The following is a 21,952-nucleotide window of genomic DNA, read 5'->3' on the forward strand; positions in this document are numbered from 1 at the left end:
TGGTCAATACTTAGGCGTGTAGGGCTACGATCGTTCTGGTTGTAGGTCGAACGCCTTTTTTTTGCAGACTGTTGTCCCTGAAATGAAATGCGTGAGGAGAAAGGTATGCTGATTCTGACTCGTCGGTGCGCAGAAAGCCTGATTATTGGTGATGGCGAAATCACTGTGACCGTGCTTGGCGTCAAAGGAAATCAAGTGCGTATTGGCGTTAACGCGCCGAAAGAGGTGGCTGTTCACCGTGAGGAAATCTACCTGCGGATCAAGAAAGAGAAGGACGACGAACCAAGCCATTAATTTTTATCGTTTTTTATGTTTGCAAACGGGGAAAAGGTTGGTTAAGATACGCCCCGTGTTGCGGAGAGCTGGCCGAGTGGCCGAAGGCGCTCCCCTGCTAAGGGAGTACACCTCAAAAGGGTGTCGGGGGTTCGAATCCCCCGTTCTCCGCCATTATTTATTTAGTACGTTGTAATCTGGCTTCTTCGGTAAGTTGTTGAAATTACTAGAAAAAGCGCTTTACAAAAAGATTTAACGGCCTATAATGCGCGGCAACAAATGCACTCGTAGCTCAGCTGGATAGAGTACTCGGCTACGAACCGAGCGGTCACAGGTTCGAATCCTGTCGAGTGCACCATTTAAGGGTTGTTTGCAGTAATGCAGGTAACCTGGCTTCAACCAGTTGTGATCTGGTCTAAAAACACAAATTGCACTCGTAGCTCAGCTGGATAGAGTACTCGGCTACGAACCGAGCGGTCACAGGTTCGAATCCTGTCGAGTGCACCAAACACCAAAAAGCCTGCGTCTAACGCGGGCTTTTTGCTGTCTGGGATTTGCCTTTTACGCATCCCTTCTCATCGAACACGATTTGCGCGCTACGACCTTTCTTGCTGTCGTAACGATAATTCGTCGTCTCGTTTCGAATGCTGACCTTGTCTGGTTTGCCCAGCGCGCATTCAACGTCTTGCTGGCTCATGCCTGGAACGATCCGCTGATTGATGATCGCTTCGCGACGCTCCTTGGCACTGAGCACATTTGCGCATTTGTCATTCATTTGGCCGACGACGGTCGGATCTCTCGGTGTGCTTTTGATGCCTGATGTTTCCTGGTGGTTGGTGCTGGGGAGTATCGCCTCGAATGTGAAAACGCTTGGGTTGTAAATGTGCTGTCGCGACAGTGCCTCTCCAGGAGGGCAGCTCAGCGTCGTGTAAGTGATACGGCCCTCGGCGTCTTCACATCGATGCACAGTCATTGCAGTGGCCTGTAGGGGCGGGCAGAGCAGGGTGATCAACAGGGTTGCGAGTGTTTTCCTGAGCATTGGACGTCCTCCATGACGGTCACGATCAAGGGTAGTCAGTACATTTCTCCCGGGGGGTGTGTTTTCTTTTCAGGATGAGTCGTCGCAGTTTCACGGAGGCGGACAGCGCTCAGGTTTATCTCGCAAGCGCTTGTTTCAGGCTGGATTTTTTAACGTTTAAAACCCTCGGGCGGTGTATGATTGCGCCCGTCAGCCCCGCCGGGGCTTGTGGAATACCTCCATGGACTTACCCAGTAGTTACTCAGTACCCCGTTTTACCAATCATGAATTGACTGATTGATCCTTCCGGCGTGCCCCGCTGCTGGGAGTGGAGTTCGCCTATGACCGAAGTTGAAGTAAAGAAAACGCAAGAAAGCCTGCAAGACCGCCTTGCTCAAGTCGTTGAGTTGCTGCACCGCCAGCGGGTGGTCGAAGACCTGACTCATCGCCAGGAAGGTCATCATCACGATCTGGTCGAGAACCTGGTCCACCGGCAAAACCTCGTCGAGTTGCAGCGCAAACTCGATGATCTGCATTCCGCCGACGTTGCCTACATTCTTGAAGCCTTGCCGCTTGCCGAGCGTCTGACTGTCTGGCAGTTGGTCAAGGCCGAGCGCGACGGCGACATTCTGCTTGAAGTATCCGACTCGGTTCGCGAAACCCTGATTGCCGACATGGATGATCAGGAGCTCCTGGCGGCGGCCAAGGAGATGGATGCCGACGAACTTGCTGACTTGGCCCCCGAGCTGCCGCGAGACGTCGTCCACGAACTGATGGAAACCCTTGATGGTCAGCAGCGTGAGCGCGTTCGCTCCGCGTTGTCCTATGACGAGGAGCAGGTCGGTGCATTGATGGACTTCGAGATGGTGACGATCCGTGAGGATGTCAGTCTTGAAGTGGTTCTGCGTTACTTGCGTCGCCTCAAAGAGCTGCCCGGTCATACCGACAAGTTGTTCGTGGTTGACTACGACGGTGTGCTCAAGGGGGTGCTACCGATCAAGCGACTGCTGGTCAACGATCCTGACAAGCAAGTCTCGGAAGTCATGGCCAGCGATCCGGTGAGTTTCCACCCGGATGAAGACGCCTACGATGCCGCACAGGCGTTTGAGCGTTATGACTTGATTTCGGCCCCGGTGGTCGACAAGAACGACAAGCTCATTGGTCGTCTGACCATCGACGAGATGGTCGACCTGATTCGTGAAGAGAGCGAAAGTGAAGTTCTCAACATGGCGGGTTTGCGTGAAGAGGAAGATATTTTCGCGTCAGTCTGGAAATCCTTGCGCAACCGCTGGGCCTGGCTGGCGATCAACCTGATTACCGCGTTTGTAGCATCGCGGGTAATCGGTTTGTTCGAAGGTTCTATCGAGAAGCTGGTAGCTCTGGCAGCGTTGATGCCGATTGTTGCCGGTATTGGCGGTAACTCCGGCAACCAGACGATTACCATGATCGTTCGTGCGATGGCACTCGATCAGGTCAGTACCGGCAATACCTCACGTCTCATGCGCAAGGAACTGGCGGTTGGTTTGATCAATGGCCTGGTCTGGGGTGGGGTAATCGGCGTGGTGTCTTACATGCTGTATGGCAGTTGGTCGCTGGGCGTGGTGATGACTGCCGCGATGACCTTGAACCTGTTGCTGGCGGCGTTGATGGGGGTTTTGATTCCGATGACCCTGGCGCGCTTCGGACGCGACCCTGCAATGGGGGCGAGCGTCATGATCACGGCCATGACCGACAGCGGTGGTTTCTTCATCTTCCTCGGGCTGGCGACAATCTTCCTGCTCTGAGTTTCTATTGCGCGGTCCTGCTCAAGCCGGCAGGCMGCGCATCTTCATTTTTTAATCTGTTAGCGTAATGTCGATGGCAACTGAGCTTGCCGTTGAGTAAGCGATTGGCTGAATTTCAGGCAAAAAAAAGCCAGCACATGGCTGGCTAGAGCTTACGGGATGCAATCAGGAGGCGTCTGCGGCCATTTCAGCGTCGTGGGCAATCAGCGAAACCAGTGCGTTTTGCTGGCGGTGGGAGAGTTGGCGGAAACGTTGAAGCAGTTCGCGTTCGTGCAGTGACAGCTCGGGGCTGTCCAGGCGCATGCTCAATTCTTCGCCCAGCGCGCCTTCCTGAATAAGACTCTGCTCAAGGCGGGCGATGATCTCGGAATTCATGCTGCGGTGATGATTGCGAGCCACCTCGGCAATGCGTTCACGCATCCCGTCTGGCAGACGTACGACGAACTTGTCAGCCGTACGGCTGGAATAAATTGCCTGTTTCAATGGGCGCATATATTTAACCGGTTAGTTCAGGGGAGCGGTTCTCGGAATTGGCCGCAGGATGTCATGTAGGACAAGCCTCGTCGCCAAATGTTCAACCTGAATTGATATGAGGCCCGCATCATGCCTCAAAGTTGCCAGATCATTGGCGTCAATTCTGTGACAAATATTGAACTGGAAGCAGGCGTTATGCCAGCACCAATTATCAGAAATGCGGACTGGTTTGAAAACAGTCACCGGGCCCGTACATCTGACCGCGTCCTCTTTGCCCGACAGATGGGTGCTTGGGCGCCCCTGAGCGTGCATGCTATGCGGATACGATCTTCGTTCCTTACGAGATACAGAATAGTGGCAAATGGCCGATTTACTAGGGCGGGCACGCAATGGGGGTGATATAGCGATGCGCGGCAGACTTATTTATTTAATGGGGCCATCCGGCTCCGGCAAAGACAGCCTGATCGATGCGGCCCGCGGCGCCTTGCTTGGCCTTGATTGCGTTGTGGTGCGCAGGGTGATTACCCGGTCGGCTGAATCGGTCGGCGAAGACGCCTTGAGTGTTTCCAGGGAGCAATTTGCTCAAATGAGGCGCGAAGGCGGTTTTGCGCTGTGCTGGCGTGCCAATGGGCTTGATTACGGCATCCCGGCAGAGATCGATCGCTGGTTGAGTGACGGTCGCCATGTGCTGATCAACGGCTCAAGAGGTCATTTGTCTGAAGCCATGGCGCGTTATCCGACGTTGTTGCCCATAGTGCTGACGGTAAAGACCGATGCCCTGCGCAAACGCCTGGAACGGCGAGGGCGTGAGAGCACTGAGGAAATCGAGGCCCGACTTGAGCGCAATGCCCTGTTTTCAACGGATGCTGCTCAGGAGAACTGGGAAGGGATTTTTCAGCTGGATAATTCTGGTGAGCTTTCCACTGCCGTCGACAACTTGCTGGCTCTATTGATGCTAGAGGGTATCAGCGCAAAAGCGGGTCAAATCTGAGCCCGTGATCGAAGCCGGCGTTTGCCTACACTTAATAAGCCCTACAGACGACATGACAAAACCGGGCCTGCCCGTTAACATGCACGCCGTCCATCGCGCCGCATGTCCTTGCGGCCGGCATGTGTCTCAGTAGCTCAATTGGATAGAGCATCCCCCTCCTAAGGGGAAGGTTGGCAGTTCGAACCTGCCCTGGGACACCACTAACACACGATGTTTCTTCACGCGCTCCGACCTCTTTATATTATCGGGACCGTTGCGTAGCCGAAAACAACATCGAAAAACCCGCTCAGGATTACCTGGCGGGTTTTTTTTTGAGGTGTTTTTGCAGTGCGCCTGCATCAGCCCACAATTTGTGCCGGCCCCTATAAGGGAACGCCACAACTGGCCGATAACCCGATGGGCCGTTGTCCTGCACGACGCCCCTATGGGCGGCGAAGTTGAGCTGGTCCCTGCATTTGTCTTTGGGTTCATCTTCTTAATTGCCTGGAATCTTCGATGCTGGCGTACCACCAAAAAAGCTTTTTGATCGTCGATGATTTCTCGGATTTCCGTAGTTCGGTCAGGTCGATGTTGCGTGAGCTGGGTGTCAAGGATGTCGACACTGCCGACACGGGTGAGGTGGCGCTGCGCATGTGCGCGCAGAAACGCTACGACTTCATCTTGCAGGATTATCACCTTGGCGATGGCAAGAAGAACGGTCAGCAGGTGCTTGAAGACCTGATGGTCGAGAAGCTGATCAGCCATGAAAGCGTGTTTCTGATGGTAACTGCCGAGAGCAGTCAGGCGATGGTGCTCAGTGCGCTCGAGCATGAGCCGGATGCGTATCTGACCAAGCCTTTCAACCGCGCTGGCCTGGCCCAGCGGCTGGAGCGACTGGAGCAGCGCAAGACGTTGCTCAAGCCGATTCTGCAAGCGCTGGATCGGGGTAAGCCGGTTGAAGTCCTGAATGCCTGCATTGAGCTGTGCAAGCAGGACCCGCGCTATTCGCCGCTGTGTCTGCGCTATCGTGCCGATGCGCTGCGTGACATGAATCAGAATGAGGCGCTGGAGCGCTTGTACAACAGCATTCTGGCGGATCGCCCGTTGCCTTGGGCCTATGTCGGTCTGGGGCGATTGATGTTCAAGCGTGGCCAGGTCGCTCAGGCCAAAGCCGTCTACGAAAAGGCACTGAAGGCTTTCCCGATGATGCCGGCGTTGTATGACGGACTGGCCGAAGTGCTGGTCGCTGAAGGCGACACCAAGGCTGCGCAGAATGTGCTGGAAGAAGCCGTTCGCCTGTCGCCATTGGCGGTACGCAGGCAATCGTTGTTGGGCAAGTTGGCGATGACCAACGAAGACTTCGAGGGTGCGGCGAAAGCCTATCGTCAAGCGGTCTCCCAAGGCGCGCAGTCACGTTTCAAGGACCCTGAAAGCAATCTGGGCCTGGCTCATGCGCTCATCAGTAAAGGCAGTGAAAAAGGCCTGGATACCCGCACTCGACTGGAGATCAACCAGACCCTGAGTGCTGTCGCCAAGGAAAACATCAACGATCCGGGATTGCAGATCCGGGCGCGCTTGATGAAAGCCACCAGCCTGCTGCTCAACGATGCCGAAACCGCTGAGAAGCTGACGGAGCAAGCACTGGCCCGTCTGGATGGCATGGAGCAGTTCATGAGCGCCGAAGCGGCGTTGCTGGTTGCCAAGCAGTTGAAGATGCTGGGGCAGGCTGACGCCGGTAATTCGATGTTGAAAAACTGCGCCGAGATTTACGGCGACGACCCGGTGGTGATGCAAGGCATTGCCCAGCAGACCGACGACCCGGCGATTCTCAACTCCGGCAACGCGGCGGCGGACCTCAACCGCCAGGGCGTGCGCAGTTACAAGGCGGGCGCGTTACCCGAGGCGCGGGAGCTTTTCCGCGGTGCACTGTTGTTGCAGCCGAAGAACATCAGTATTGCGCTCAACATGGCGCAATCGCTGTTGCATGGGGCCGATGCCAGCCTCGATTCAGCGCTGCTGGAAGAGTGTCGTACGTGCCTGAAAATGGTGGGCATGATGCCCGAGAGCGATGCGCGTTATCCGCGTTATCAGAAGCTGCGAAGCAAGGCGTTTGGCGAATGAATGATGTTGACGAGGGGCTCGACTTTTCCACGGTGATTGCCTCCACCGTACACGACATGAAGAACTCCCTGGCGTTGCTGATGCAGGCCCACGGACAGTGGCTTGCGCGCTTGCCTGCGGCTCAGCAGCACACTGCCGAGCAGGGCGTGATCGACTATGAGTTCGCTCATCTGAACGGCATGCTGGTGCAGTTGCTGGGGCTCTACAAGCTCGGCGTCAACCAGTTGCCATTGCGCCCGGACTATCACGAGCTGGACGATTTCATCGAAGCGCAGTTGGCGGCGCATCAGGACGTGTTCAAGAGTCGCGGCCTTGTGGTGACTTATGAGATCGATCCCTTGAGCCCTCTCGGGTTCTTCGACCGGGAGCTGATTGGGACGGTACTGGCCAATGCGATCAACAATGCCATTCGTCATGCAAGGCATTCGCTATTGATCAGCATCGGTGAGGAAACCGGGCAGTTGCTATTGTCGATCAACGACGACGGCGAGGGTTTCCCGGCCCAGATGATCGAGCGTCAGGCGGATTACGTACAGGGCATCAATCCGGCCAGTGGCAGCACCGGTCTTGGTCTGTATTTTGCCGCGCGTATTGCACACCTGCATCAGCGCAGCGGCGTGCACGGGCGTACCGAGATCCGTAATGGCGGCCCATTGGGAGGTGGGTTGTTCAATCTTTACCTGCCCTGATGGCCGCCACCCCGAGCGGCAATTTTGTCGGACATTTTTATGTCCCGGTGCTTGATATTCCGAACAGCTGGTGCCTATTTTGTACATGTCGCCGTTCGCGGCTTGCACAACGTCAAGGATAGAGTCATGACGACCGATGGCCAGCGTTCACTCGCGCAGCGATTGACGGGCATTGATGAGATTGAATGCGTCACCCCGGATCTCAATGGCGTGCCGCGTGGCAAGGTCATGACCGCAGAAGGATTCCTTGAGGGGCGGCGTTTGCAAATGGCGCGTGGCGTGCTGCTGCAATGCATCATGGGCGGTTATCCGCCGGCACGATTTTACGGCAGTGATGATGGCGACTTGGCGCTCAATGCCGATCCAAAACAGATTCACCGTTTGCCCTGGAGCAAGCAGCCTCGCGCGTTGGCCATTTGCGATGCCGATGAGTTGAGTGGGGAAAGTTCGCGTCTCTCGACTCGCGGTCAGTTGAAAGCGGTGATCGCCCGTTATGCCGCCCATGGTTTGGCGCCCGTGGTGGCGACCGAGATGGAGTTCTTTGTTTTTGCACCGAACACCGACCCGACTCAACCCTTCCAGCCACCGGTCGGGCTGGACGGACGTCGCGAGGAAGGTCATTCGGCATTCAGTGTCAGCTCCAACAACGGTTTGCGCCCGTTCTTCAATGACGTCTACGAATGCATGGCGGCCCTCGGTTTGCCGCGCGATACCTTCATGCACGAGATGGGCGTCAGCCAGTTCGAAATCAATCTCCTGCACGGTGATCCGCTGCTGCTGGCCGACCAGACATTCCTGTTCAAGCACCTGCTCAAGGAAGTCGCGCTCAAGCACCACCTGACCGTGGTCTGCATGGCCAAGCCACTGGCGCATACGCCGGGCAGTTCGATGCATATTCACCAGAGCATCGTCGAGGTGGGCACGGACCGAAATGTGTTCAGCGATGACGCTGGACAGCCGACTGCAATCTTCCGTCATTTCATCGGTGGCCAGCAGGCAGCGATGGCAGATTTCACGGCGTTGTTTGCGCCGAACGTGAACTCTTACCAGCGTCTGTGCCATCCTTACGCATCGCCGAATAATGCCTGTTGGTCTTATGACAATCGGGCGGCGGGTTTGCGGATTCCTGCCAGTTCGCCAGAGGCGCGTCGGGTCGAGAATCGTCTGCCGGGCGCCGATGCCAACCCGTATCTGGCGATTGCCGCCAGTCTGGCGGCCGGGTTGTATGGCATTGAAAACGAGCTGGAGCCGACGCCGGCCATTCAGGGCGAGTTTGAAGTGCCGGACAGTTTGTCGTTGCCGTGTACCTTGCATGCTGCTCTTGAACGTCTGAACCGTAGCCAATTGGCGAAGGAACTGTTTGGCAAGGAGTTCATCGAAGGCTACATCGCTTCGAAGACCATGGAGTTGAGCAGTTTTCTTGATGAAATCACTCCCTGGGAGCGGCGCGTTTTAGCCGCCCAGGCCTAACCGATTCGTCGCTGTCGGGCTATCGTTGACGGTAGTCCGGTACTCACTGCAAGGAGCCGCTCGGAACGCCGATGCGCCAAATCCTGAAATCCTTTCGAGCGCTTTATTTCGCCTCGCTGATGATGTTGATCGGCTCGGGCCTCCTCAGTACTTACCTGGGCTTGCGCCTGGCAGCGGACCATGTCGACAGCCTGTGGGTCGGTGCGCTGATGGCGGCCAACTATTTCGGCCTGGTGCTGGGCGGGAAAATAGGCCACCGGTTGATCGCCCGGGTCGGTCATATCCGGGCCTACTCGGCCTGTGCCGGGATCGTCGGTGCGGCGGTGCTGGGGCACGGCCTGATCGACTGGCTACCGGCGTGGCTGGTGCTGCGGATGGTCGTCGGTCTGGGCATGATGTGCCAATACATGGTCATCGAGAGCTGGCTGAACGAGCAGGCCGAAGCCAGACAGCGCGGGGTGGTGTTCAGCGGCTACATGATCGCTTCGTACCTGGGGCTGGTGCTGGGTCAGTTGATTCTGGTCATGCACCCGTCCCTGGGGCTGGAATTGCTGATGCTGGTGGCGTTGTGTTTTGCGCTGTGCCTGGTGCCGGTCGCGCTGACGCGGCGGATTCACCCGGCGCCCTTGCACCCGGCGCCGATGGAACCGCGCTTTTTCATGAAGCGGGTTCCGCAATCTCTCAGTACGGTGCTCGGCGCTGGCCTGATCGTCGGTTCGTTCTATGGTCTGGCGCCGTTGTACGCATCCCAGCAAGGGCTTTCCACTGAAGAGGTCGGTCTGTTCATGGGGAGCTGCATCTTTGCCGGGTTGCTGGTGCAATGGCCGTTGGGCTGGTTGTCGGATCGTTATGATCGGGCCGTGCTGATTCGCAGTTTTGCCTTTTGCCTGGCGCTGGCGGCGTTGCCGTTGGCGATCATGCCGCAGGTGCCGCTTGAGATGCTGTTTATCGCGGGCTTCGCCTGCTCGCTGGTGCAGTTCTGTCTGTACCCGTTGGCGGTGGCGTTTTCCAACGACCACGTCGAAAGCGATCGGCGGGTATCGCTGACTGCCATGTTGCTGGTGACTTACGGTGTGGGGGCGAGCATCGGGCCGCTGGTGGCGGGTGTGCTGATGAAGTTGTTCGGCAGTCAGATGCTGTATGCGTTCTTCAGTTTCTTCGCGTTGGTACTGGTATGGCGCATCCGGCCAAAAGCGGTGACCAACCTGCATCAGGTGGAAGATGCGCCGCTGCATCACGTGGCAATGCCGGACAGCATGTCGAGTTCGCCATTGGTGGCGGCTCTCGATCCGCGGGTCGATGAGCAGGTCGTGCATGAGCAGATGCAAAATGGCACGAGCCCTGATCTGGATCCTGAGCGGGACGCAAAGTCCGACGCTGAGGATGTCGGCGGCTCTGATGAGCAGCCTGATGATCCGGGGGCGGAGCATCCGAAAAGCTTTACCGAGGCCAGGCCTTAGGGGCAAAAAAAACGGGCAGTCACCGAAAGGGACTGCCCGTTTTTTCAAGCGTCTGGATCAGAAGTCGTCTTTGTCGAAGCGGCGCGCTTCGCGTTGCAACTGATAGACGAAGCGCTCGACCTGACGCTGCACCAGTCCGCTCATGTTGTGAAAGCGTACGCCGGCGAAGGTGGTATCGATTTTCTCTTCGTGGTGCAGATAACGCAGCTCGATCGGTGCGGTCATGCTGCCGAAGGGCAGGGCGGCGATGAAGCGTTCATAGACCTGACCCAATTGAAGTCCGCTGGTGATGTCGCCATCAAAGCGCAGCTTGCAACCCGTCGCAGAGATATCCAGCAGTTTGCCACTGAGAGGCGTCTTGAGCTTTTCGCCACCGAGTTCGATGTTTACCAGTTGTGCCAGTTTCAAGGCTGCGCGAAACGCATTGCGACGCTGGTGGTAAACCACTTCATCGGGCAGCGTGCCACGGTAGCAGCGGTCGCCGTTGGACTCGTCGATGGTCAGCGCGCCGTTGCTTTCCCAGGCAATACGTACGCCCTCATGAAAGCCTTCAACCCGAAAAGCTTCGCCGGCAAGCAGGTAGCGTTCGCCATCGCGAGGGATCATTTCGTCCAGGGCGATCATGTTGCTGTCGCGATCGACGTCGATCAGGTAGCTCTGAAAGCGCTGGCTGCGTTCATGGAACGTGATGATCAGGGGATCATGGCTCTCTTGCAGCATCCGCAGATTGCCGGTGATTTCCAGCGGAGTGCTGAGCACCTTGGGTGGCTGCGGAGCATCTTCCGCGCTTGAGGCGTTGAACACGGTTTATCAATCTCCAGACAGAATACGATCACACGCAAGAGCCAGCATTCTGCCAGCATGTTTCGTGCCTTGATAGAGCACGCTTATTTATGAGTTCAAGCCTGACTGAGTGCGCGGGGCTTCACGAGCATGGAGGTTGATCCACGGGCGTCATAAAGCGCTGGAGGCTCGCCACCGTTAAGAATTTTCAACTGATTGGCGGTGGAGGCTTGTTGCACCTGGATCGAGCGGCCATTGAGCTCGTTGGCAGTTTGGCAATCTGCAAGCAGTCGGGTCAGGGCGTCGCTTTGGGTCAGCAACTGATCGCCGATACTTGAGTGGGCGGCGAACTGCTCCAGGCCTGCGCGGTTGGCAGGAAGGTTCAGGCTCGCGAGAATTTCGCTGCGTTTGCGGCCATGCTGTTCCAGCAGAATGATCAGTGCCTGTTTCTGCGCCAGAATATCCTCGAGCAGCGGCATGTCGCGGCCGTGCAGGGCGAGGGATTCGGTCTTCAGCAGCTCCAGCAATTGTTGAGCTGGAGCAAAGTCATCGGTGATCAGTTGCAGTAAATTAGTGTCGTGCATGGCTGGCCTTGGGTTTTAAGCGTCCAAAAGCCTGGCGCAGGCCTTTGGCTAGCGCTGGGCTTCGAAGTTGAGCAGTTTGCTGGCTACACGGTTGCTGTCGACCTTATAGCTGCCATCGGCAATCGCTGCTTTCAACTCGGCCACGCGGGCGTTGTCGACGGCAGGCTGATCGCGCAGCTTGTCAGTGATCTTCTGCAACTGTTGAGCCTCATTGCTGAGGTGTACCGATTCCCCGCTTTGGGTGGCACCGACCTGTTCGGTCGAGGTGCTCAGCGGCGCGGATTTGCCGGCATCGCCGGTGTCCTTGCTGACGCTGGTCCGCGCGCTGCTTGCGAGCGTGGGGGAGCTGTTTAAACGGCTGAAATCGATGACCATGATAAAAAAACCTCTGGGAATTTGGACGCTTGCCATGTTTTCGGCCATACCCGGGAAAACTTTAGGCTCAATAGTCGATGAGCTCGGGCGCGTCGGTATTTGCCCTGCGTGAGGCACAGTTTAGGGAACAGGACGGTTGTGCGCCAGTTATCTACATGGAGACTTCCACCTGGCCCGGTGCCGTGACTTGCGCCTTGATGACTCGTTGTGAGTTGAGGTTTTTGACTCTGATCTGCTCGCTCAGGCCGCCATTGGACAGTGCTTCACCCGGCATCCGCACACTCAGTGTGCCGCTGCGGGCGGTGATGACCACCTGATCGCCCTTGCGCACGACTTCTGCCTGCTCCAGATGAACAAGCGTGATCACTTGATCGCTGACCATTGGTCGGACAAGTTTTTGTCCGATGGCTTGATCGACGTTTGTCAGATATCCCTGATTGATCAGGCTGATATCGCGCTCACGCAGCATCACATCCGAAGGGTCGATGATTCCGGCCCGCTTGAGGGGGCGGGTGGTCGTGACGACCTCGCGAAACAGGCGGACTTGAGCGGGTACGAAGACGGTCCAGGGGGAGGCGCCTTCGCAACGGACTTTCACCGTGACCCGGCCCAAAGGTATGGCTGGGCGGTCCAGTGTCGCTGTCAATTCCTTGTCGCACGGCGGCATGTACATGCGCGGGTCGAGCTTGTTGACTTCGATTTCGTAGCGCCCTGCGGTTTGACTGGTGGCCAGATAGTCTTCTACGGTGAATTCAAGAAAGCCCTGAGTGACGCCGATAAGTAGATCAGGCAAGGTAACCGGGTCGGCAAAGGCAGGGCTGCCAGCGTTCAACAGGCATACGGCTGACAGGGCGCCGAGGAATTTACGGCACATTGATGTCAGGCGTCGGGAAAATGTCGTTTTTGTGTTCATCGCAGTTAAAAAGCAAGCGCCGTGCCGTTTAGTGATGAATGTGCGTCGCAACACACTTAGCGTTGGTGTAGGAGTCTGGGCATGGCTGGTGTAATGGATTCGGTTAACCAGCGCACGCAACTGGTAGGGCAGAATCGCCTGGAGCTGTTGTTGTTCCGTCTCGACGGCCAGCAGCTTTACGGGATCAACGTGTTCAAGGTTCGGGAGGTGCTGCAATGCCCCAAGCTGACCTTGATGCCCAAGTCCAGTCCTGTCGTGTGCGGTGTGGCAAATATTCGGGGGGCAACCATTCCGATTCTGGATCTGGCAATGGCGACCGGCTCAGGCGGGTTGCAGGATCAAAGCAATCCCTTCGTGATCATCACGGAGTACAACACCAAGACCCAGGGGTTTCTGGTGAGGTCGGTCGAGCGGATCGTCAACATGAACTGGGAAGAGATCCATCCGCCACCCAAGGGCACGGGGCGCGATCATTACCTGACCGCTGTGACTCGAGTCGACAATCAGCTAGTCGAAATCATCGACGTGGAAAAGGTCCTGGCGGAAGTTGCGCCGACGTCGGATGCGATTTCGGTTGGCGTGATCGATGCCGATACCCAACACAAGGCAATCTCCTTGCGAGTGCTCACGGTCGATGATTCGTCGGTGGCGCGCAAGCAGATCACGCGTTGCCTGCAGACGGTGGGGGTTGAAGTCATTTCGTTGAACGACGGCCGGCAAGCGCTGGATTACCTGCGCAAACTGGTCGATGAGGGCAAGAAGCCGGAAGAAGAGTTTCTGATGATGATTTCCGACATCGAAATGCCCGAAATGGACGGCTACACCCTTACAAGCGAGATCCGCAGTGACCCTCGCATGCAAAAGCTCCATATCATCCTGCATACTTCGTTGTCAGGTGTGTTCAATCAGGCGATGGTGAAGAAAGTCGGTGCCGATGACTTCCTTGCCAAATTCCGTCCTGATGACCTGGCATCCCGGGTAGTCGACCGGATCAAAGCAGCAGACAACAGCTAGTGGCCTTCGCTCCTGGCGGTCAACACGATTTAAGAGGCGGCATCATTGTCTACGGGTAATTTGGATTTTGAACAGTTCCGGGTCTTCCTGGAAAAAGCCTGTGGCATTTTGCTCGGTGAGAACAAGCAGTATCTGGTGTCGAGCCGTCTCAACAAACTGATGGAACAGCAAGGCATCAAGTCCTTGGGTGAGTTGGTGCAGCGGATGCAGACCCAACCGCGCAGTGGTTTGCGCGAGATGGTGGTGGACGCGATGACGACGAACGAAACCCTCTGGTTTCGTGACACCTATCCGTTTGAAGTCTTGAAGAACAAAGTGCTGCCTGAGTCCATCAAGGCCAGTCCCGGGCAGCGCCTGCGGATCTGGTCGGCGGCGTGCTCGTCCGGGCAGGAACCGTATTCGCTGTCGATGTCGATCGACGAGTTCGAGCGGGTCAATATGGGGCAGTTGAAGATGGGGGTGCAGATTGTTGCCACCGACCTGTCCGGGACCATGTTGACCAACTGCAAGACCGGCGAATACGACAGCCTGGCGATCGGTCGGGGTCTGTCGCCGGAGCGTCTGCAGCGTTACTTCGATCCGAAAGGGCCGGGGCGTTGGGCAGTCAAGGCACCGATCAAGAGTCGGGTGGAGTTTCGCTCGTTCAACCTGCTGGACAGCTACGCCAGTCTCGGCAAGTTCGACATCGTGTTCTGCCGCAACGTGTTGATCTACTTCTCTGCCGAAGTGAAGAAAGACATCCTGCTGCGGATTCACAGCACGCTGAAGCCAGGCGGTTATCTGTTCCTGGGGGCTTCCGAAGCGTTGAACGGTTTGCCGGATCACTATCAGATGGTTCAGTGCAGCCCGGGGATCATCTACCAGGCCAAGTGATTGGACGGTAATCGGTACTGCATGAAAACGGGAGCCCTCGGGGGCTCCCGTTTTTTTTGCCCGCCAAATTCCCCGGCACCCGGACCCCTTTGTGGGAGCGAGCCTGCTCGCGATAGCGGTGTTGCAGGTTGCATTGATATTGACTGACACGACGTCATCGCGAGCAGGCTCGCTCCCACAAGGGGTCCGGTGTTGTTCTCTCGGGAAGCGGCAGAAAAGCGGCAGGCGCCGGAAATCCGTTGCCGCTTTTCTGGCATTGCCGCTTTGCCGTCGCCCGCAAAGCCCCGGTTTACGGGGGGTGAGAAGCTGGCACGGGGCTTGCTACACCCCTGTTACGAAAAATCAGGTCACCCAAAGGTTTCCGACATGAGCATCAGCTTCGATAAAGCGCTCGGTATCCACGAACAGGCCCTGGGCTTCCGCGCTCAGCGTGCCGAAGTGCTGGCCAACAACATTGCCAACGCCGATACCCCGAACTACAAGGCTCGGGATCTGGACTTCTCGTCGGTGCTGGCCGCCCAGAACGACAAGAACAAGAACGGCACCTTTGCTTTGAGCATGACCAATAGCCGTCATATCGAAGCCCAGGGCATGAGCAGTGGTGAGGAGTCGTTGCTGTATCGCACGCCGATGCAACCGTCGATTGACCAAAACACCGTGGACGCCCAGCTGGAACAGTCGAACTACGCGCAAAACGCGGTCGACTTCCAGGCCAGCTTCACGCTGCTCAACAGCAAATTCAAAGGGCTGGTATCAGCCCTGCGCGGGGAGTAATCCATGTCTCTGTCCAGTGTTTTCAACATTGCCGGTAGCGGCATGAGTGCTCAAACCACTCGCTTGAACACCGTCGCCAGTAACATCGCCAACGCCGAGACCGTCTCTTCGAGCATCGATCAGACCTACCGTGCCCGTCACCCGGTGTTTGCCACCATGTTCCAGGGCGGTCAGTCCGGTGGCAGCAATTCGCTGTTCCAGAATCAGGATGCCGCAGGGCAGGGCGTGCAGGTACTCGGCGTAGTCGAAGATCAAAGCAACCTCGAAGCACGCTACGAGCCGAACCATCCGGCGGCTGACGCCAAGGGTTATGTGTATTACCCCAACGTCAACGTGGTGGAGGAAATGGCCGACATGATTTCCGCCAGTCGTTCGTTCCAGACCAATGCGGAAATGATGAACACCGCCAAAACCATGATGCAGAAGGTCCTGACCCTCGGTCAGTGATAAGGGGCGATTTTTATGAGCGTTACCGATTCCACCGGCGGCCTGAGCATGACCGACCTGCTGGCGAACTCCTCGGTCAAGAGCACCGGTACGGCCGCGAATGGCCTTTCCGCAGCAACCAGTAGCGCGACCGGCGGCAAGGCGTTGGGCAAGGACGCGTTCCTGCAGTTGCTGGTGACCCAGCTGAAGAACCAGGACCCGCTTTCGCCACAGGACAACGGCGCATTCGTGGCTCAACTGGCGCAGTTCAGCAGCCTTGAAGGGATTACCTCCCTCAATACGACTGTGAGTTCCCTTGCCAGTAATTTCAGCTCTTCCCAGGCCTTGCAGGCTTCTTCTCTGGTCGGCCGTTCGGTCATTGCGCAAACCAGCACCGCGCAGATCATTGACCCGAGCAAGGGACTGAGCGGTTCGGTGAACCTGACCTCGTCCATTGCCGATGGCACCGTGACTATCAGCGATGCAAGCGGAAAGGTTGTGAGAACCCTTAACCTGGGCAACCGGCCGGCCGGCAGCGCCAGCTTCACTTGGGACGGCAACGACAATAGCGGCGCCGCAGTCGCTGCGGGCACTTATACCTTCAAGGCCAATGCGCCGATCAACGGCACGGCGACCGATCTGGCGACCTACCTGCCGGCAACGGTCAACAGCGTGACGCTGAGCCAAACCGGCGGCGAGTTGATGCTCAATCTTGCAGGTCTGGGCCCTATCGCCCTGTCCAAAGTTCAAACCATTGGTCTATAGAGCCGGCTAACGCGGCATAAAGGAGTGGAATATGTCTTTCAATATCGGCCTTAGCGGTCTCTATGCAGCCAACAAACAACTGGACGTGACCGGCAACAACATCGCCAACGTTGCGACCGCCGGTTTCAAGTCCTCGCGCGCCGAGTTCGCGGATGTCTACTCGGCAACCAAGCTGGGTAGTGGTAGTAAAGTCGTCGGCAGCGGTGTAAGCCTGGCCAACGTATCCCAGCAGTTCACCCAAGGTGATATCAACAACACCGGCAACGTACTGGACATGGGCATCAATGGTTCGGGTTTCTTCACCCTGAGCAATAACGGTTCGACGACCTACACCCGTGCCGGTACGTTCAAGGTCGACAAGGATGGCTTCATCACCAATACCAATCAAACCGCCCGTTTGCAGGGTTACGGTGTGGACGCCAATGGTAAGGTCATCAACGGCGTGTTGACCGACCTTAAGATCGACACCTCGAACCTGGCGCCCAAACCGACGTCGACCGTGTCCTCGACGATCAACCTGGATTCGACGGCTCCAGTGATTGACGACACGATCCCGGCTAACAAATTCGACCCGGGCACCCTCGCCACCTACACCAAATCGTTCAGTACGCCGATCTATGACAGCCAGGGCAACTCGCACGTCATGGATCAATACATGGTCAAGACCGGCGCCAACACCTGGAAGACCTACACCCTGGTAGACGGTCGCAACCCGGATGCCACCGGCAGCGACCCGAAAATCACCCCTCCGGTCGCCACGACCATGACGTTTGATTCGGCCGGCAAACTGGTCTCGGTTGCCACGCCTCCTGCAACACCGGCGGCACCTAACGTAAACAACGCCATAACATTAGCTGGCTGGGTACCAGGCAAGGTGACCAACGGTGTGTGGGCGGCCAACGGCGCGGCACCAAGCGCTAGCGGCATGGTCATTTCGATGACCAACACCACGCAGTTCAATGCCGACTCCGCCCGCTCTATCCCGGCTCAGGACGGTTACGCGACTGGCCAGATCACCAACCTGACCATCGACGGCACCGGCACCCTGTTCGCCAACTTCAGCAACAACCAGAGCAAGGCCATCGGCCAGGTTGCGCTGGCCAGTTTCACCAACGAACAAGGCCTGCAAGCCGTAGGCGGCACCAGCTGGAAAGAAACGTTCGCCTCGGGTATTCCTGGCTACGATGCTCCGGAAACCGGGACCCTGGGTTCGATTCAGTCCAACTCCCTGGAAGAGTCCAACGTCAACCTGACCAACGAACTGGTCAACCTGATCAAGGCGCAGAGCAACTACCAGGCGAACGCCAAGACCATCTCCACCCAGAGCACCATCATGCAGACCATCATTCAGATGACCTGATGCTGGTTGGTTGATAGCGCTACACAAGAAGCCCCTCGGAAGAGGGGCTTTTTTGTGGTCGGGATTTGTGTCGGCAACTGAGGCTCTGGTTGCCTGTACGGTCACCACTTTCCTTGAGGCAAAAGAAAACCCCCGACCAGTCCAGAAGACTGATCGGGGGTTTCAGGTAAGCGCCTTGCGACGCTTACCGGCTCAGCTTATTGGCAAGCTTCGCAATCCGGCTCGTCGATAGCGCAGGCCTTAGGCACTGGAGCTGGACCGGCGGGAGCCGCCAGGACCGAGTCGTCACCGTGGTTGCCGCCGCTGGAAACAGCGTTCAGCTTGCCGGTGTTGATGGTCGACTTCTCGGTGCTGGTCGCGGCCAGGGCACGGAGGTAGTAAGTGGTTTTCAGGCCACGGTACCACGCCATGCGGTAGGTCACGTCGAGCTTCTTGCCCGATGCGCCGGCGATGTACAGGTTCAGCGACTGAGCCTGGTCGATCCACTTCTGACGACGGCTGGCCGCGTCAACGATCCACTTGGTGTCGACTTCGAAGGCAGTCGCGTAGAGCTCCTTGAGTTCTTGCGGGATGCGTTCGATCTGCTGCACGGAACCGTCGTAGTACTTCAGGTCGTTGATCATGACCGAGTCCCACAGACCGCGAGCCTTGAGGTCGCGAACCAGGTACGGGTTGATCACGGTGAATTCGCCCGACAGGTTAGATTTCACGTAGAGGTTCTGGTAAGTCGGTTCGATCGACTGCGAGACGCCAGTGATGTTGGCGATGGTCGCGGTCGGTGCGATGGCCATGATGTTGGAGTTACGAATACCTTTCTGTACGCGAGCACGCACCGGCGCCCAGTCCAGGGTCTCGTTCAGGTCAACGTCGATGTACTTCTGGCCACGCTGGTCGATCAGGATCTGTTGCGAATCCAGCGGCAGGATGCCTTTGGACCACAGCGAACCCTGGAACGTCTCGTAAGCGCCACGCTCGTCAGCCAGGTCGCAGGAAGCCTGGATCGCGTAGTAGCTGACCGCTTCCATCGATTTGTCGGCGAACTCGACGGCCGCGTCGGAACCGTAAGGGATGTGCTGCAGGTACAAAGCGTCCTGGAAGCCCATGATGCCCAGGCCGACCGGACGGTGCTTGAAGTTGGAGTTCTTCGCTTGTGGCACCGAGTAGTAGTTGATGTCGATCACGTTATCGAGCATGCGAACGGCGGTGTTCACGGTGCGTTCCAGCTTGGCGGTGTCCAGCTTGCCGTTGACGATGTGGTTCGGCAGGTTGATCGAGCCCAGGTTGCAAACGGCGATCTCGTCCTTGTTGGTGTTCAAGGTGATCTCGGTGCACAGGTTCGAGCTGTGAACCACGCCAACGTGCTGCTGTGGGCTACGCAGGTTGCATGGGTCTTTGAACGTCAGCCATGGGTGGCCGGTTTCAAACAGCATGGAGAGCATTTTGCGCCACAGGTCTTTGGCCTGGATGGTCTTGAACAGCTTGACCTTGCCCGGGTACTCGGTCAGGGCTTCGTAGTACTCGTAACGCTCTTCGAAGGCCTTGCCGGTCAGGTCGTGCAGGTCCGGAACTTCGGACGGCGAGAACAGGGTCCACTTGCCGTCATCGAAGACGCGCTTCATGAACAGGTCAGGGATCCAGTTGGCAGTGTTCATGTCGTGGGTACGACGACGGTCATCACCGGTGTTCTTGCGCAGCTCGATGAACTCCTCGATGTCCATGTGCCAGGTTTCCAGGTAAGCGCAGACAGCGCCTTTGCGCTTGCCACCCTGGTTGACGGCCACAGCGGTGTCGTTCACTACTTTCAGGAACGGTACGACGCCCTGGGATTTGCCGTTGGTGCCCTTGATGTACGAGCCCAATGCGCGAACCGGGGTCCAGTCGTTGCCCAGGCCGCCAGCGAATTTCGACAGCATGGCGTTGTCGTGGATCGCGTGGTAGATGCCCGACAGGTCGTCCGGCACGGTGGTCAGGTAGCAGCTGGACAACTGAGGACGCAGGGTGCCGGCGTTGAACAGGGTCGGGGTCGAGGACATGTAGTCGAAGGACGACAACAGGTTGTAGAACTCGATCGCACGGTCTTCCTTGTTCTTCTCTTCGATTGCCAGGCCCATGGCCACGCGCATGAAGAAAATCTGCGGCAGTTCGAAACGCACGCCATCCTTGTGGATGAAGTAACGGTCGTACAGGGTTTGCAGGCCCAGGTAAGTGAACTGCTGGTCGCGCTCGTGGTTGATCGCCTTGCCGAGTTTTTCCAGGTCGAAGGTCGCCAGGACCGGGTTCAGCAATTCGAATTCGATACCCTTGGCGATGTAGGCAGGCAGGGCCTTGGCGTACAGGTCGACCATTTCGTGGTGAGTTGCGCTTTCAGCAACTTCCAGGAAGCTCAGGCCTTCGGCACGCAGGGTGTCCATCAGCAGGCGCGCGGTCACGAACGAGTAGTTCGGCTCACGCTCGACCAGCGTACGGGCGGTCATCACCAGTGCGGTGTTGACGTCGGTCAGGGCCACGCCGTCGTAGAGGTTCTTCAGGGTTTCGCGCTGGATCAGGTCGCCGTCGACTTCTTCCAGGCCTTCGCAGGCCTCGGTGACGATGGTGTTCAGGCGGCCCATGTCCAGAGGCGCAAACGTGCCGTCGGCACGGGTGATGCGGATCGACGGGTGAGCCTGCACCGCTTCCTCGGCAGGTGCGCGTACAGCGCGCTCCTTGGAGCGGGCGTCACGGTAGATCACGTAGTCGCGAGCGACTTTCTGCTCGCCGGCACGCATCAGGGCCAGTTCGACCTGGTCCTGGATTTCTTCGATGTGGATGGTGCCGCCCGATGGCATGCGACGCTTGAAGGTCGCGGTGACTTGTTCGGTCAGGCGGGCAACGGTGTCGTGGATTCGCGACGAGGCAGCAGCGGTGCCACCCTCAACTGCGAGAAACGCTTTGGTGATGGCGACGGTGATTTTGTCATCGGTGTAAGGAACGACAGTGCCGTTACGCTTGATCACGCGCAGTTGGCCTGGCGCGGTGGCGGACAGATCCGAATTCGAATCAGTGGCCATCGGCGCGGTGCCCTGCGGGTTCTCGCGAGTTGTGTCGGTTTGCATGGGTGTCTCCACGTTCTCTATGTTTGTTTGGGCACCATGAAGGCGCCCACCGTTCCGTCCTGAAGCACTACAACCGGCAAGCGCCGGGCATAACAACTTCGGGACAGTCAGGAAGGGGCTGGTGAGCGCCGCTTCCTTGCCGAAGTCTTTGGTCTCAAGCCTGGGGCCGAAAACCGAATTCCGTTTGGGTAGCAGTGATTGACTGCAACACCCGTACCGTTTTCGCCGTTGGCGGCTGAAAAACAGTCGCCATCCGCAGGTGCGGTTTGGGCTTCTGAAAATGCGTTTGGTTCAACCAAAAACATGCAAGAAAAGGACTTGAGTTTCTTGTCTGATTTGTGTTTGGTTTTTCGTGAAAACCCCTACATGTAGGGGTTTTTTGAACGCGAGCTACAAGATAATGCGTTTTGGGGGGTGATTGCAACGTACTACCTGTGGATAAAGCTGTGCGTAAAATGTGTATGAAACTGTCAATCCGCGTGTAGGCCGCAACCCTGCTGGGGTGGACCGTTTGTCATGGAATTTTGCCCTGAAAAATAGCCTTGGGCGTATTTTTGAGGGCGCGAACCCTATCACAAAAAAAACGCCGTTACCGAGCGCATTTGCCAGCTTGTGTTCTCAAGGGAAGGCGTTGCTACAATCGGTCACTGCATACGCAGACTTATCCACTCCAATCATTACAAAAAGACGAGTGGAGCCTTCCTTAATAGCGTTCTGGCAAGTAGAGGTCACCC

General features: G+C 57.2%; 20 protein-coding genes and 4 tRNA genes. 17 read left to right on the plus strand and 7 right to left on the minus strand.

Annotation, left to right across the window (positions count from 1 at the left end):
* Positions 1–105: 105 nt before the first annotated feature.
* The 4 genes from csrA (at position 106) to AC1DIH_RS21055 (ending at position 780) form a co-directional block, all read left to right on the plus strand.
* Complete coding sequence (gene csrA, locus AC1DIH_RS21040) at positions 106–294, plus strand: carbon storage regulator CsrA (RefSeq protein ID WP_003178872.1); 189 nt, start codon at positions 106–108, stop codon at positions 292–294.
* A gap of 62 nt (positions 295–356) precedes the next feature.
* A tRNA-Ser gene (locus tag AC1DIH_RS21045) sits at positions 357–447 on the plus strand.
* Between the two features lie 107 nt (positions 448–554).
* Positions 555–631: transfer RNA gene (locus AC1DIH_RS21050), tRNA-Arg, on the plus strand.
* A 72-nt stretch (positions 632–703) separates the two neighbouring features.
* A tRNA-Arg gene (locus AC1DIH_RS21055) sits at positions 704–780 on the plus strand.
* Positions 781–799: 19 nt separating this feature from the next.
* Here the strand turns inward: AC1DIH_RS21055 and AC1DIH_RS21060 are convergent.
* Positions 800–1,312 carry a cell envelope protein SmpA gene (locus AC1DIH_RS21060; protein WP_477773136.1) on the minus strand — a complete coding sequence of 171 codons (513 nt, stop codon included), beginning with the start codon at positions 1,310–1,312 and terminating at the stop codon, positions 800–802.
* Between the two features lie 320 nt (positions 1,313–1,632).
* On the opposite strand from AC1DIH_RS21060, the gene mgtE reads away from it, so the two are divergent.
* Positions 1,633–3,075, plus strand: a complete 1,443-nt coding sequence (mgtE, locus tag AC1DIH_RS21065) for a magnesium transporter (protein ID WP_477766710.1) — start codon at positions 1,633–1,635, stop codon at positions 3,073–3,075.
* Positions 3,076–3,240: 165 nt separating this feature from the next.
* Here the strand turns inward: mgtE and AC1DIH_RS21070 are convergent, their stop codons facing one another.
* Complete coding sequence (locus AC1DIH_RS21070) at positions 3,241–3,567, minus strand: Arc family DNA-binding protein (protein ID WP_003178899.1); 327 nt, start codon at positions 3,565–3,567, stop codon at positions 3,241–3,243.
* A gap of 388 nt (positions 3,568–3,955) precedes the next feature.
* On the opposite strand from AC1DIH_RS21070, the gene phnN reads away from it, so the two are divergent.
* The 6 genes from phnN to AC1DIH_RS21100 all read left to right on the plus strand — a co-directional run bounded on the left by phnN (position 3,956) and on the right by AC1DIH_RS21100 (position 10,259).
* Complete coding sequence (gene phnN / locus AC1DIH_RS21075; protein WP_477773196.1) at positions 3,956–4,540, plus strand: phosphonate metabolism protein/1,5-bisphosphokinase (PRPP-forming) PhnN; 585 nt, start codon at positions 3,956–3,958, stop codon at positions 4,538–4,540.
* Positions 4,541–4,663: 123 nt separating this feature from the next.
* Positions 4,664–4,740, plus strand: a tRNA-Arg gene (locus tag AC1DIH_RS21080).
* Positions 4,741–5,035: 295 nt separating this feature from the next.
* A complete protein-coding gene (locus tag AC1DIH_RS21085) occupies positions 5,036–6,640 on the plus strand; it encodes a response regulator (RefSeq protein ID WP_477773137.1) in 1,605 nt (534 codons plus the stop codon).
* The gene (locus AC1DIH_RS21090; protein WP_427533056.1) at positions 6,637–7,329 is read left to right on the plus strand and encodes a sensor histidine kinase; all 693 of its coding nucleotides are present in this window, start codon (positions 6,637–6,639) and stop codon (positions 7,327–7,329) included. Before AC1DIH_RS21085 ends, AC1DIH_RS21090 begins: the two co-directional genes overlap by 4 nt.
* A gap of 228 nt (positions 7,330–7,557) precedes the next feature.
* A complete protein-coding gene (locus AC1DIH_RS21095; protein WP_477773197.1) occupies positions 7,558–8,799 on the plus strand; it encodes a glutamine synthetase family protein in 1,242 nt (413 codons plus the stop codon).
* A 71-nt stretch (positions 8,800–8,870) separates the two neighbouring features.
* Positions 8,871–10,259, plus strand: a complete 1,389-nt coding sequence (locus AC1DIH_RS21100; RefSeq protein WP_477773138.1) for an MFS transporter — start codon at positions 8,871–8,873, stop codon at positions 10,257–10,259.
* Positions 10,260–10,316: 57 nt separating this feature from the next.
* On the opposite strand, the gene AC1DIH_RS21105 is transcribed toward AC1DIH_RS21100, so the two are convergent.
* The 4 genes from AC1DIH_RS21105 to flgA form a co-directional block, all read right to left on the minus strand.
* Complete coding sequence (locus tag AC1DIH_RS21105) at positions 10,317–11,063, minus strand: flagellar brake protein (RefSeq protein WP_477773139.1); 747 nt, start codon at positions 11,061–11,063, stop codon at positions 10,317–10,319.
* 95 nt (positions 11,064–11,158) lie between these two features.
* Positions 11,159–11,626, minus strand: a complete 468-nt coding sequence (locus tag AC1DIH_RS21110) for a flagella synthesis protein FlgN (RefSeq protein ID WP_477773140.1) — start codon at positions 11,624–11,626, stop codon at positions 11,159–11,161.
* Positions 11,627–11,674: 48 nt separating this feature from the next.
* On the minus strand, positions 11,675–12,001 hold the full coding sequence (flgM, locus tag AC1DIH_RS21115) for a flagellar biosynthesis anti-sigma factor FlgM (protein WP_477773141.1): 327 nt from the start codon (positions 11,999–12,001) through the stop codon (positions 11,675–11,677).
* 151 nt (positions 12,002–12,152) lie between these two features.
* Complete coding sequence (gene flgA, locus AC1DIH_RS21120) at positions 12,153–12,914, minus strand: flagellar basal body P-ring formation chaperone FlgA (RefSeq protein ID WP_477773142.1); 762 nt, start codon at positions 12,912–12,914, stop codon at positions 12,153–12,155.
* 81 nt (positions 12,915–12,995) lie between these two features.
* Between flgA and AC1DIH_RS21125 the strand changes: the two genes are divergently transcribed.
* From AC1DIH_RS21125 to flgE, 6 genes are all read left to right on the plus strand, one after another.
* Positions 12,996–13,928, plus strand: a complete 933-nt coding sequence (locus AC1DIH_RS21125; protein ID WP_477773143.1) for a chemotaxis protein CheV — start codon at positions 12,996–12,998, stop codon at positions 13,926–13,928.
* Positions 13,929–13,973: 45 nt separating this feature from the next.
* Positions 13,974–14,801 carry a protein-glutamate O-methyltransferase CheR gene (gene cheR, locus AC1DIH_RS21130; RefSeq protein ID WP_477766720.1) on the plus strand — a complete coding sequence of 276 codons (828 nt, stop codon included), beginning with the start codon at positions 13,974–13,976 and terminating at the stop codon, positions 14,799–14,801.
* A 366-nt stretch (positions 14,802–15,167) separates the two neighbouring features.
* A complete protein-coding gene (flgB, locus tag AC1DIH_RS21135; protein ID WP_477773144.1) occupies positions 15,168–15,575 on the plus strand; it encodes a flagellar basal body rod protein FlgB in 408 nt (135 codons plus the stop codon).
* A 3-nt stretch (positions 15,576–15,578) separates the two neighbouring features.
* Entirely contained in the window at positions 15,579–16,022 is a 444-nt protein-coding gene (gene flgC, locus AC1DIH_RS21140) for a flagellar basal body rod protein FlgC (RefSeq protein ID WP_054593596.1), read from the plus strand.
* Between the two features lie 15 nt (positions 16,023–16,037).
* On the plus strand, positions 16,038–16,766 hold the full coding sequence (gene flgD, locus AC1DIH_RS21145; protein WP_477773145.1) for a flagellar hook assembly protein FlgD: 729 nt from the start codon (positions 16,038–16,040) through the stop codon (positions 16,764–16,766).
* A gap of 31 nt (positions 16,767–16,797) precedes the next feature.
* Positions 16,798–18,126, plus strand: a complete 1,329-nt coding sequence (gene flgE, locus AC1DIH_RS21150) for a flagellar hook protein FlgE (RefSeq protein ID WP_477773146.1) — start codon at positions 16,798–16,800, stop codon at positions 18,124–18,126.
* Positions 18,127–18,323: 197 nt separating this feature from the next.
* On the opposite strand, the gene AC1DIH_RS21155 is transcribed toward flgE, so the two are convergent.
* On the minus strand, positions 18,324–21,218 hold the full coding sequence (locus AC1DIH_RS21155; protein ID WP_054593593.1) for a ribonucleoside-diphosphate reductase subunit alpha: 2,895 nt from the start codon (positions 21,216–21,218) through the stop codon (positions 18,324–18,326).
* Positions 21,219–21,952 lie beyond the last annotated feature (734 nt).

This window comes from Pseudomonas sp. 05N36 (assembly GCF_056397385.1).